Here is a 12,554-nt window from a genome sequence, read left to right on the forward strand (position 1 = left end):
CCTTTCACCGGTTGTTTTTTTAATTTCAGAAAAGAAGTAAGATGATAAAGATTATAAATGATATCAGGATGATTATAACAACGGCTATTCTTTCGGCTGTCCTCTTTTCGTGTATCGGAGAAGAGATGACGTGTGATAAGGAATTGATTGTTGTGCAGCGTATCGGAGAAGGCGGCAATGTTGACACTCGTGGTACGGTTATCTCTTCGAATACTGATCTGAAAGGAGAAACATTCGGCCTTTTCGGCTCACTGACTCCCAATGCTTCCGTTCCCCAACAATACTTCAATGCAAACGCCAGGGTAAATGCTGACCTGACGGCTACAATCTCGCCATTGCAATACTGGCCCGGGTTGCAAAGTGCAAGTATGAAATTCTTCTCCTGGTATCCGTTCAGTGATGCGAATGCGCCCACTACGGATTTCTCTAATCCGGGACAAATGGTATTGAACTATACAGCCAATGCAGTGGCATCCGGTCACGTCGATGTGTTGGCAGCCGTATCAGGGCCTGCGTGGGGTGAAGGTGTGAATATACATTTTTATCACACACTGACCAAAGTCACCTTTACATTCAAAAAGGTGGCTCCGGCACCCGATGTGGTGGCTATCGAGAAAATAGAATTCCGAAATGTGGGGACGAGCGGGAAACTGACCGTAGCCGATATACCGGCCGCCACTACAGAACATAACAAACCCGACTTTATCTGGAGTGATGTCACAACCGGAAACATCACTTCTATTCCCGTTGGCAATAAGATGGTTACTGATGAGGCTACTCTGATTGGCGACACATTCCTCATGTTGCCGACCGATGCATTCCCGGAAACGGCTAAGATCATTATCACCACCAATTGTGGTGAGCGGGAATTCCTGCTCAAAGATATTGTCGATGCAAAGCCGCATGCTTGGGAGTCGGGCGAATACATCAACTATAACATTACGGTATCGAACGAGAACTATCAGTTTACAGCCACCCCGCTTGAGTGGACGGATAGTCCGGTAAATGTGATTTTCGATAAACAGTATTATCTCAGATTGTCTCAGAACAAGGTGCTGACGGCCCGTAATGCCGCCACTGTCAATATAGAGGTGAAAACGAACTATGATGCGAATCCGTACACGGGGTATCCGGTTGGTGCACTGTTGGATGATAACGGCATGGAGACGTGGGCAACGGTTCATATGAACCAGGTATCTGTTTCGGAAGGGGTATATACATATAATATCAATGTCGTGATGCCCGAATTTAATTCCGGAGTCGGAACTGAACGGTGGACGGGGTTTTATATTGATGCAGGTAATCTGCGTCATAGAGTATCTCTACGGCAATGGGGTGGGGACGGTGTGTGGATGACTGCGGCGGTACAACTGGATAGCAATGACAGTGGTACCGGGAATATGCAACGCCGCAAGATTGTGTTTACCTCGGGTAGCCCTGATTGGTGGGGTTGGAAGATATCCCAGGTGGAGGATCCCAATAAGATACTGCTTAATAGCGAAACGATGGTAGAAGCAAGTGGTGTGAGTGGCGATGCGGTTTACTTCTACTTCACGGCTGACGCAGCGTCCGGTAAAACGGCTACCCTTACACTGGTCAATACGAATGGCGACAATCCGCCTGTAAAGGTGACGTTGATTGCGCCATAGCGATAAGTGTATGTAGTATATTTTTAAGAAAGGAAATGAAAAGATGACATATAGGACTTTAATATTTAAAAAAAATTTTCGCTTGTTGACGTTGCTGGCGGCTGTATGGCTAACCGGATGTATGCAGGAAGAGTTTGATGCAATTCCCCCGACAGCAGAGAAGGGTGTCCGGTTTAGCCTTACGGTTCCCGATGTGGGGGTTCCGTCCGTATCTTCGCGCACAATGAGCGGAGCAGGAGCAGCCAAAAAGGAAGATGAAGTGAAGACAGTGGATATCCTTGTTTTCGATATGTCGAAATCGCCTGCGGTATTTTTGGAGTGGACGGAGGGGACAGATATGACACAGGATCTGACTAATAATATTGCTACGGTAGATTTTTCTGCCATGCTTTCTCCCACTACCGGATCGGTCTGTATTGTGGTTGTGGCGAACAAAAAACTCAGCAGTATTGTGCCGGGCTTTGAGAAGGGGACGACCACTAAGCCCGAGGCGATGGAGGCAATGACTCATACCCTGACCGGTAAATGGCCGGCTGATGGATCCACTTCCGGTGGTTATATGCCGATTCCCATGTACGGAGAGAAAGAGGTGGCGAAGCTCGATCCCTCGATGAATCCGATAACCGGTATCAGCATGAAACGTATGCTGGCACGTATCGATATCCGTAATTCTGCATCTAACTTTACGGTAGAGGAAGTTTTTCTTGCCAATTACAATACAACTGGATATGTCGCTCCGATTTGGGATGCGGACGGACAGATCATTACTTCCCCGTCAGGTGATGGACTGAATATTCCTGCCGACAATGGCAAGCAGGTAGGAAAGGCACTCGTGCTCAGCTATCCTGTAGACGGCAATACTCCATATGATGGAGAAATTTATACATTTGAGGCTGCCGCGGTGGCAGATGCCGGTGAAGCGTCACAAGATGGAAATTCGAGCCGTAAGGATGCTGTCTGTTTAATTGTGAAAGGGAAGATCGGTAGTGGAGAATCTACTTTCTACCGGGTAGATTTTACCCGGACTGGGGAGGTCGGTGAACTGGTAGGGTATCTGCCCCTGAAGCGAAATTATAAATACGTTGTCAGCATTACGCAGGCTTTGGGTGCCGGCTATGCAAGTATTGGTGAAGCACTGGATTCCTACACGGTGATGTCCAATCTGAAATTCAGGGTGATACACTATAACCGTGACAAAGTGAAGGATGTGGTTTATAATGGGCAGTATATGCTCGGAGTGGGAGAATCAGAGGTCACTACGACCCAGTATCAGAATAATAATTATGCTATAGATGTCTTTACCGATAGTCCCGGTGGCTGGAAGGCTTCTGTTACGGAGGGTAGCGACTGGCTCACATTTGAAGGGGCGGCGACTACGGCATCGGGCATTGCCAATGAGGACACAAAACTCACGCTGAGGCTTCCTTATTATAAGAACGAAATTATCGGTGGTACCCGTACGGCAACCGTTACGCTGGTAGCAGGGCGGCTGACACATGAGATCAAGGTGACGCAGAAAACGATAGACCCGGGGATTATCAAGTTTGTCGACGCATACGGAAACGTATTGGAGAATGGTCTCTTTTTTCCGATTAGAAACCCTGACGGTGATGATCTTCCCATCGAGCCGCAGACGATGTATGTGATGTTTTCCATGGACAGACTAACTGCACAGCTTCAACAGAAGAGTGGTGCAACAGTGATCCAGTACCCCACTGATGGTTGGATTCCGCTATTGTCAAGAGACAATTGGATGTCGTTCAGTGAAAGAGTACAGGCATTCACCGTGCAGCCCAATCCGAGAAGAGTGGGTGATGGCAGTACTGTAAATGGTACTGGCTGGTGGTGGCGCCAGGATTATATAAAATTCAATTTGTACGATAAAGAGGGCTATTTTGATCAGGTACAATTTCCCATCAGTCAGGGGGAACTGGAATTTTCTATCAGATTTTATCCTACTACTATCAACAGTCGAACCTATAAGATGCATCTGGGTGCGGAACAGTATGTGCAATTGTTTACCAATAATAACTGGGAAATTATGGAGGTGGAAGAACTGGACCTCATCGGTGATGATGGGACCGGATTGATCCGCCCTGATGCGGATAATGATATTATTGCAGGTACAAAGAATGCAGACCCCAAAATGTATCAACAGTCTGTTGTAGATGTAGGCGATGATGGTAAAGGAAATGATGTGGTGAACCGGGGATACGATTTCAGGTTAAAGCTCCATGCCGGTAAATGGAAAGAGGGGAAAAGCGGGATGATAAGAGTTACATTCAGAAATGTGATGCATACTGTTAATGATGACTATTATCCGTTCTATCGCACGATTGACTTGCAAATGGTATCTGAAGTCAAATCTTATACAACTGACGGACAACCTCTTTTTTACCTTTACCCGATTCGGTTCGATAACCGGAAGTACACTTCGGAAGCTGGTAACAAGGGACGTCAGGGAAATGCCGCCGATGCGGAAGCAATATGCGGGAGTGTGGGTGATGGTTGGCGCCTGCCTACTGCCAGCGAGTTGTTGATGTCATATGTATACATAAATGCTTTGGGAGGTAATGCATTGGATAACAGCTACTATAACGGTCAGAATATATATGGATGGTATCAAAATTGGACTGGCAACTACTGGTCTTCATCCTATTATACAGCTGCGGGTCCGGCTACCCGGTTCTCATTAGAAATCTCGACAGGCTATCCTTATTCTGAGCCTGCCGATGACACTAAGTATTTTCGTTGCGTAAGAGATAATAACAAGAGTGGAACGAAGTATCCTTATCTTATCAAATCTGCTGATGGAGTTACTGTTGTTTCCCGTGATGCTAATGGAGGTGTGGATCCGTCGATGCTACTCGCTTCTGGTGATAGTCCGGGTACAACGAATAAGGTTGCACCGAAATTCCAGATAGAAAATGCCAGCAGTGGCACCAAAACCTGGGAGGAAGCGAAGAATATATGTGAAGCTAAAGGGGGTAACTGGCGTTTACCCACTCAGCGTGAAATGTATCTGGTTCTTAGCTTGGGGGCTTCTGTTTTAGGAAATGATAATCAAGGTTTTGGCAGTTCTTCAGCTTGGACCGGGAATGGCTTTCAGGAGATTAGCGGTGTACACTGGACCTTGACTAATCGCGATGCTAATTATTGGGTAGTGGGAGAAAATAGTGGAATATTTGGTGCATGGCCTCAGGGAGGAACTGTGAGCTGGCCCAAATACCGCTGTGTGAGAACTGTGAATTAAGTCGGTTCTAAAAAAGTCCGTCTCAGGATGATGCAGACATCATCCTGAGACGGACTTTTTTAGAGCATATCTATAATATTCTTCTGCTTCTCTATAAATTCTATTCGCTGCGCCTCTCCGCTACCCGAAATCAGTGTAGAGTGCCTCCTCAAAGACTGTATCCAGTTCTTTTGTATCTGACAAATCTGCGGGCTTTGAGAATCCATGGAGCTGATGGAGTATACCCTGAACAGGCTGATCTGGAAATCCTTGTCGGCAACATACGTATAAGTCGCTTCAAAATCAATGTTCGACAAGTAGATATATAACTCATGGCCCTCACTAAACTCTCCTTTTACGGATAACTGTTCCAATTCTATAAGCAACTGTTGCAGTTCATTCTTCAGGTACATGACATCCGAGGTGGATATCAAGTTCAGTCCGGCAAAGTACTTTATCTCTTTGACAAAAGACAGGAAGACATTGCTGTCCCAAATAAAGTAAGTCTTTTCAGACTTTCTCAATCCCTCGCACAACTTCTTATGCGAGGCAACTATTTTTTCGGGCACATTCATTTCACTCAGAGAATTGGGTGTATTAACCTTCCCGTGCTGATAAATCCACCGGCACAGACGGAACTTCGACAGATACTCATAGGATGAGTAGAGAGTAAAGGGAATGGTATTGGTTGCAGAATACACTTCTGTGTTTCCGTCTGGTTTCAAGAAACCGAAGATCCGCAGATAACGCTCTATAATTTCATAGTAACTCTCGAACAGATTGGGGGAATGCAGCAGGTTCACGTCGAAAGTGACCCGGTTGGTGAGGTGATTGCCGATAATCTGGTCGATGGAAATACCCAGGTTATGAGAGATAACGGCTATTTCATCAAAAGTGAATGCAACTTCTCCGCGAAGCCGGCGATAGACTGCCTCTTTCCCCATATATAATGTATCTGTCAGATAATTGGCTAAGTTTTGCCCTTGGGGAATTCTCTCTTTCATTTTATTAATCAACTCTTTTACAATATAATTCTTTGTCATGACTTTCTTCTTCTTTTATTAATAATCAATACCATAGATGGATTTTGTAACATATGCAAATATATAGTTTGTTTATGGAACTTTTGCATCTGAAAGCGTGTGTGGAAAACAAGGATATTTTCTATTTGAAAAGAATATAATGCGAAATAGTTGATAGACGAAAAAAACAGATAGAAGTACTATCTGTTTGCGAAATTAGATAATTAAATATTGAATAATTACGGCATTCGGAAAAATAGCTATAGTGTGCCGATAATTTCCCGCTGTTGCTTAAAGAACTGAATGCGTTGCATTTCGCCACTTTCCGATATCAGCGTAGAGAATTTCTTCAACGATTGAATCCACTCTTTCAGACCGCGGAACATTTCACTATCCTGCGTGCTGATGGAATTGATGGAATAGATCCGGATCAGGCTGAGCTGTACGGTGTTTGTATCCAGATAACTGTAGGTAGCCTCGAAGTTGATGTTTGAGATATAGATTCTGATGTCATTTCCCATTTGGCTCTTTCCCCGGGTCGCCAATTCTTCAAGGTCATCTGCCACCCTGAATAGTTCTTCTTTAAGCAGGTTCTTATCTTCGTCGGAGATGAGATGGATGTCGCAGAAGTACTGGATGTCATTGATCAGATGACTGAAAATCATATTGTCCCAGATATAATCTACAGAATGGATATGATTTATCGCATTGGCATACTCCTTCTGTTTGTCCACTATCTTCTGCGGGATTTCCATTTCTTCGAAATGCTTGCACTTTATGTTGTCATTCTGGTACATCCATTTGAATAACCGGAATTTGGAGAGCATGTTATAGTTCAGTGAAAGGGTCAGCGGAATGATGTTGGATGAAGTTCCGATTTCCGAGTACTCTTCTTCCTTTGCTTTCCGGAATAACTCTACCTGTTTCTCCAGAATCGAATAGTAAGTTTCGAAAGGCTGGCTGCTATCCACTATATTCATGTCGAAAACGGCATTGTCCTGGAAGCTTACGCCTATCATTTTATCCAGCGATATACCCAGTTTCCGGGATATAACGGCTGCTTCGGCCAAGGTAAAGGGTACTTCGCCCCGGAGCCGCCGGTAAATAGCTTCTTTACCTATATAAAGAATGTCCATTAAAGCATTGGCAAGATTGTCTTTGGATGGGAGTTTCTCTCTGGCGGCATTAACTAATCCTGTGTTTAACTCGTTTGTTATCATAATCTTCTGTGTGAGTTAGAGGTTTGTCTATTGTCTATTTAACACTTTTGGCGGGTTACTTGTTTCGATAATCGTAATATTTCTTTTTTTTTGCACCCTATTTCCGAAAAAAGTGTTTGGGTGAATAGGGAGCATCATACATAGAAAGTCTGAAAGCTTGATCTTTCTTTTTCTTGCCACAAAAGTATATGCATTCTGGTGTAATTTTGTGGTGTAGTCTAAGAGACTCTTATAACTAACTAAAAAGGAATAGAATGGTGAGGAAAGATAGAAAAAAGATAGTGGCTGAGTTGCATCATAATAAACAGGAAGGAAATGAATATCCGGTAATTCTCGGAGAGAATGTTCCTGTTATTAAGGAGATATATGATCCGTTGACAGGTTTGCGTGACGGTACTATTACTCCTAATGCTCCGGTAGTCATTACAGGTGAGAACCTGTGTCTGTCTTCACTTGGAACCATTTACCTGGGGCTTTCTCCCGTCTCCGATAAGGGCACATTGATACATGTTAAAAGAGTGTTTAAGTATACTGACACAGAGGTGTTGGTGATCCTGCCCACATTGGAGCCGGGAGAATATTCTCCGGTAATGATGATTCACGCAGGCGGAAAGGTTGATTTTACCTATACCCTGCCAACAAAATTGAAGGTGCTTGATGAGAGATATGTAAGTCTCTTTGCCAGAAGGAGCTGTAGTGATTTAATATAAGCTCTCTATTTTGATTTAAGTTCTCTATGAAATGAGCGAAGGGTATGCCGGAGATGTGCTTTTCTCCTTAGGCATACCCTTATTATTTTAGTCTAAACTATGTGGTTTTGGAATCTATTCTTTGAAGATAGATTTTGCTATACCCATTTCCAAACCTCTTAATTCCGCTAATCCGCGCAGACGACCGATGCAGGAGTATCCTGGATTGGTTTTCTTCTTCAGGTCGTCTACCATCTGGTGTCCGTGGTCGGGACGCATAGGGATGGATACTTGTCTTTTTTGCTGCAGTTCGAGGAAAGCTTTCATGACGTGATACATATCTACATCACCTTCCAGATGGTTGGCTTCATAGAAGTTACCTTCTGCATCACGCTGTGTGCTGCGGAAGTGTACGAAGTTGATGCGGTCACCGAACTGTTTCATCATGCCTTCCAGATCGTTGGAACTGCTGACCCCGAGGGAACCGGTACAGAGGCAAAGACCATTGCTCTTATTAGGAACGGCGTCAATCAATGCCTGGAAATCGGCAGCGCTGCTCATGATACGCGGCAGTCCAAGGATGGAGCAAGGAGGATCGTCCGGATGGATAACCAACTCTACACCGGCTTCATCGGCAACGGGAGTGATTTCTTGTAGGAAGTAAATCAGGTTGGCACGTAACTTTTCCGGAGTGATGTCTTTATAACGATCAAGCTCTTGCTGGAATTGTTCCAGTGTGAAGCTCTCTTCCGAACCGGGTAGTCCGGCAATCATGTTGCGAACGAGCAGTTGTTTGTCGGCATCCGTCATTTGTTCGAAGCGGGCTTTTGCCTTTGCTTTTTCTTCGTCGGTGTAGTCGTTTTCTGCACCGGGACGCTTTAACAAGAAAAGGTCGAAAGCAATGAAAGCGGCACGTTCGAAGCGCAGGGCGCGGCTACCATCAGGCAGTTCATAGGCGAGATCGGTACGCGTCCAGTCCAGTACGGGCATGAAGTTGTAGGTTACGATGTTCACGCCACACTTGCCGAGGTTGCGCAGGCTTTCTTTATAGTTATCAATGTATTTCTGGAATTCTCCCGTCTGGGTTTTGATATGCTCATGTACAGGTACGCTTTCTACTACTGACCAGCGCAGACCGACAGCTTCGATCATTTCTTTGCGTTTCATGATCTCTTCTACTGTCCATACTTCGCCATTGGGGATGTGGTGCAGGGCGTTCACGATACCGGTTGCTCCGGCTTGTTTGATGTCCCACAGGCTGACCGGATCGTTAGGACCGTACCAGCGCCAGGTTTGTTCACATAATATCATAATGAATGGGCTTGATTTATTAATTTGTACTATGTTGATAAATAGATGTTTATGAAGCAAATATAGAACACTTGTGTTTTACGTGTACCACACAAGTGTTTGGGTTGAGCCATACAAGTGTTTCATTTGTACCACTATAGTGTTCCATATTCACTTTGTAAATGTTAGATAGAGAAAGCGTCAAAACCACCGTCTACTACTGACAAAGCACCTGTTACGAAGCTGGAAGCATCGCTGATAAGATAGTGGATGGTTCCGAACAATTCTTCCGGTTCGGCAAAGCGGCCGCATGGGGTGTGGGCAATGATAGTCTTTGCACGGTCAGTATAAGATCCGTCCGGATTAGTCAGCAGAGCACGGTTCTGGTTTGTCAGCAGGAAGCCCGGAACGATGGCGTTTACACGAAGTTCAGGACTGAATTTGGTAGCCAGTTCCGTAGCCATATAACGGGTGTAGTTAGCAATGGCAGCTTTGGCAGAACCATATCCTACCACACGCGTGAGAGGGCGCAGGGCCGATTCGGAGCAGAAGTTAACGATAACGCCTTTTTTATTCTTTGCCATCACGTCTACGAATGCCATTGTAGGCAATACCGTACCGAAAAGGTTCAGATCTACTACTTTTCTGAAAGCATCTACTTCCAAGTCAAGAATGGTTTTATCCGGAGCAATAGTAGCGCCGGCCATATTTCCACCTGCAGCATTCAACAATATATCAATGGTGCCGAAACGTTCCAGGATAGCTTTCTTGTTTTCTTCCAATATTTCTTTGTTCAGGACGTCTGTTACCAAGAACATAGCCTCTGTCTTCTGGTTTAGTTCAGCCTCCAGCTCCTTACCGATTTCTTCTACACGGTCAAGGATTACGATTTTGGCACCTTGTTCTGCAAGATAGTTAGCAATACTTTTACCCAGGATACCGCAACCGCCGGTAACGATAATCACTTTGTCTTTAATGTCGAATAAGTTTTTCATGTCTTTTCATTTATAAGTTTATTCTAAATCTCTGTGCTACAAAAGTAGTGGAAAAGTAGTTCGTTTACTATAACAAACGTCTCAAAAAGGTGAACTCCTATATCAAAAAGTATTAATTATTGCTTAAAAACGTCTTTTCTGGCTAATGCTTCCAGATAATAATAGTCTGCATAATTGAGAGGAACATCTATTTCATCACCTCCAGGATGGTGTCCGGTAGAGTGGAGTAACAGGAAGCCATAGCTTGTTTCCGGTTCGGCTTGGTAATGTTTGTTGAGGCTATCTACGATCTTGTCGGCAATGCCTTGATAACGGTTGCTATCTTCTGTTGAAACATAGGTCTGGAGTTCATACAGGGCTGAAGCCATGATGGCAGCGGCAGAGGCATCGCGGGGAACGTTGGGAATACCGGGCGCTTTCATGTCCCAGTAAGGAATAAAGTCTTCCGGCAAGTTCGGTAGGCCGAAAAAGAAGTCTGCAATATGGCGTGCCTGTTGTAGGTAAGCCGGATCCTTTGTGAAACGATAGCACATGGTATATCCGTATAATCCCCATGCTTGTCCACGGCTCCAGAAAGAATCATCGGCATAACCTTGTGCAGTCTGTTTGGCACGCACTTCGCCTGTTTCAGGGTCGTAATCTACTACATGATATGAAGAGTAATCCGGACGGAAGTGATTTTTCATGGTAGTATTGGCATGGTTTACTGCAATTTTCCAGTAAATGGAATCGCCGGTTTCCTGAGTAGCCCAAAATAGCATTTCCAGGTTCATCAGGTTGTCGATGATAACGGGATATTTCCATTTGTCACGGTTATGATCCCATGAACGAATGCTCTTTACTTTGTCATTGTAGCGGGTAATCAGGGTTTTGGCACTTTGTAACACTACATCCTTATAAGAACGTTCACCTGTTAACTGGTAAGCTTTCCCGAAACTGTTATTCATCATGAAACCCAGGTCGTGAGTACCTTTGTGCCATTTAGCCTCTTCTATCATCCAAGTATTGCTGATAGCTTCCTGACGCCAAAAATCATCGTTTGTATAAGCATATACTTGCCATAATGAACCGGGGAAGAAGCCCGAACACCAGTCGTGCGGATGTATCATTCGCAGTGAACCGTCTTTGTTGATACTCCGGGGCGTTACGCGGTGCTTGCATTGATTGTCAGCTTCTTTTCTGCCCTTATTTGCACATTTTATGGCAAATTGCAGTTGTCCACAGGCAAAGGCATATGCATTGTCTATATCATCAGGTTTTACCCACAATAGATTGAAACGGTCTTTCCAATCAATGGTGCGATGTGCTCTATAAAGTTTCAGATAGTCTGTACGTTCCGGATTTAACAGGAAAACACGGTACAGGTCTTTGCAGAATTCCTGCTGTTTGTAATCCCATTCGCTGATTTGTTGGTAGGGCCATTCTTTTACATCTTTGCCAACGTATGGGGCTAAGAAGTCCATTGCCTTGTAGAAATTGCGACCGTCCGTTGATGTAGCGTTATCAATCGAAATGCCAATCTTCTGAGCCATAAGAAAAATATCGATGAAATGGGACAGATTGAACTGTGAATAGCCGAATGCAAGGGTACGGCGCAACTCATGTGGTTGCCTGCCATCCGGCTCGATCTGAGTGAAGATACGTCTTTGGGGGATAGCATTGATGACTTCTTGTGCCACTTTCACATTCCCTGCATATAGGGCGAAAGCGATAACTTGTGCATCATGTGCTGTACTGTGGTTATTAGCCTGATTAGCTTCTTCCTGTCCTTGCGGACTATTCAGTATCCATGTCAGCAGTTTGCCGAACCATGCTTTCAGTTGTTTACTGTCTTTGGGTGTGAAGGCTTTCGATTTTTCCAATAGTTGTACGGCATCCAGCATCTCAACGAACGAATAAGTATCGATAATGCCATAACAGCGCCCTTTGTTGTTATGGTGTCCCGGTATCATCTGGGCATATTCCAGATTCGGGTTCATGCGCGTATCTTTATTGAAGAACCACGCCCGGATCAGTTCAGTTGCCTTTTGGGCATACTTCTCGTCATTGCTGAAATACCAGGCAAGTGCAAGAGTGGTAACACGTTGGGCAGTTGCTCCGAGACGGTTCCGGTCCAGTTTGTTCAGCTCCGGGTTCGACTCGCCGTCACGGTTGATGTAGGGTAAACCGTCAGGCTTCGAGGGATCGGGCCAATAATAGCGTGCCTGGCTCATATAATCGTGCTTATCTCCGCTACCGGGCGTCTTTTCTTTCATCACAACGGATAGAGGTTGTACATCCAGCAACTTATCTGCTTCTGCCACCAACTCTTGATATGTGGTAGAAAAGTAGGGTTGGTGTAATGATTGTTTTACTCTTTGCAGATGTGCTCCATTCCAAATGGATTGTGCCTGAATATGGCCTACTGCAAGTAATAAACAGATAATAACTAAGTTAATTCTGACTCTCATGGTGTTT

The 12,554-nt window shown here is 44.7% G+C and carries 8 protein-coding genes; 3 read left to right on the forward strand and 5 right to left on the reverse strand.

What is annotated here, in order from left to right; all coding sequences use genetic code 11:
• Positions 1 to 41 precede the first annotated feature (41 nt).
• Positions 42 to 1,649, forward strand: a complete 1,608-nt coding sequence (locus tag DW036_RS00305; protein WP_118221504.1) for a fimbrillin family protein — start codon at positions 42 to 44, stop codon at positions 1,647 to 1,649.
• A 43-nt stretch (positions 1,650 to 1,692) separates the two neighbouring features.
• Positions 1,693 to 4,902, forward strand: coding sequence for a fimbrial protein (locus DW036_RS00310; RefSeq protein ID WP_118460391.1), 3,210 nt, complete (start codon positions 1,693 to 1,695; stop codon positions 4,900 to 4,902).
• Between the two features lie 59 nt (positions 4,903 to 4,961).
• On the opposite strand, the gene DW036_RS00315 is transcribed toward DW036_RS00310, so the two are convergent.
• Together DW036_RS00315 and DW036_RS00320 are read right to left on the reverse strand one after the other, a co-directional pair.
• The gene (locus tag DW036_RS00315; protein ID WP_118460393.1) at positions 4,962 to 5,924 is read right to left on the reverse strand and encodes a hypothetical protein; all 963 of its coding nucleotides are present in this window, start codon (positions 5,922 to 5,924) and stop codon (positions 4,962 to 4,964) included.
• A 239-nt stretch (positions 5,925 to 6,163) separates the two neighbouring features.
• On the reverse strand, positions 6,164 to 7,123 hold the full coding sequence (locus tag DW036_RS00320; protein ID WP_118221507.1) for a hypothetical protein: 960 nt from the start codon (positions 7,121 to 7,123) through the stop codon (positions 6,164 to 6,166).
• 254 nt (positions 7,124 to 7,377) lie between these two features.
• Here DW036_RS00320 and DW036_RS00325 point away from each other — a divergent pair, with 254 nt between their 5' ends.
• On the forward strand, positions 7,378 to 7,833 hold the full coding sequence (locus tag DW036_RS00325) for a DUF4469 domain-containing protein (RefSeq protein WP_229096667.1): 456 nt from the start codon (positions 7,378 to 7,380) through the stop codon (positions 7,831 to 7,833).
• 114 nt (positions 7,834 to 7,947) lie between these two features.
• Here DW036_RS00325 and uxuA read toward each other — a convergent pair whose 3' ends face one another.
• The 3 genes from uxuA to DW036_RS00340 form a co-directional block, all read right to left on the reverse strand.
• On the reverse strand, positions 7,948 to 9,123 hold the full coding sequence (gene uxuA, locus DW036_RS00330) for a mannonate dehydratase (RefSeq protein ID WP_118221508.1): 1,176 nt from the start codon (positions 9,121 to 9,123) through the stop codon (positions 7,948 to 7,950).
• Positions 9,124 to 9,287: 164 nt separating this feature from the next.
• Positions 9,288 to 10,097 carry an SDR family oxidoreductase gene (locus DW036_RS00335; protein WP_118221509.1) on the reverse strand — a complete coding sequence of 270 codons (810 nt, stop codon included), beginning with the start codon at positions 10,095 to 10,097 and terminating at the stop codon, positions 9,288 to 9,290.
• Positions 10,098 to 10,213: 116 nt separating this feature from the next.
• Positions 10,214 to 12,547, reverse strand: a complete 2,334-nt coding sequence (locus DW036_RS00340) for an alginate lyase family protein (RefSeq protein WP_118460395.1) — start codon at positions 12,545 to 12,547, stop codon at positions 10,214 to 10,216.
• Between the last annotated feature and the right edge of the window lie 7 nt (positions 12,548 to 12,554).

The organism is Bacteroides sp. AF39-11AC, from assembly GCF_003474285.1.
In the GTDB taxonomy this organism is placed as follows: Bacteria; Bacteroidota; Bacteroidia; order Bacteroidales; family Bacteroidaceae; genus Bacteroides.

What these genes read in the sequence shown, in the direction of transcription:
- DW036_RS00335 (WP_118221509.1), bottom strand. Translation starts at nt 10,097, where the DNA reads ATGAAAAACTTATTCGACATTAAAGACAAAGTGATTATCGTTACCGGC.
- DW036_RS00315 (WP_118460393.1), bottom strand. Translation starts at nt 5,924, where the DNA reads ATGACAAAGAATTATATTGTAAAAGAGTTGATTAATAAAATGAAAGAG.
- DW036_RS00310 (WP_118460391.1), top strand. Translation starts at nt 1,693, where the DNA reads ATGACATATAGGACTTTAATATTTAAAAAAAATTTTCGCTTGTTGACG.
- DW036_RS00325 (WP_229096667.1), top strand. Translation starts at nt 7,378, where the DNA reads ATGGTGAGGAAAGATAGAAAAAAGATAGTGGCTGAGTTGCATCATAAT.
- DW036_RS00320 (WP_118221507.1), bottom strand. Translation starts at nt 7,123, where the DNA reads ATGATAACAAACGAGTTAAACACAGGATTAGTTAATGCCGCCAGAGAG.
- DW036_RS00340 (WP_118460395.1), bottom strand. Translation starts at nt 12,547, where the DNA reads ATGAGAGTCAGAATTAACTTAGTTATTATCTGTTTATTACTTGCAGTA.
- uxuA (WP_118221508.1), bottom strand. Translation starts at nt 9,123, where the DNA reads ATGATATTATGTGAACAAACCTGGCGCTGGTACGGTCCTAACGATCCG.
- DW036_RS00305 (WP_118221504.1), top strand. Translation starts at nt 42, where the DNA reads ATGATAAAGATTATAAATGATATCAGGATGATTATAACAACGGCTATT.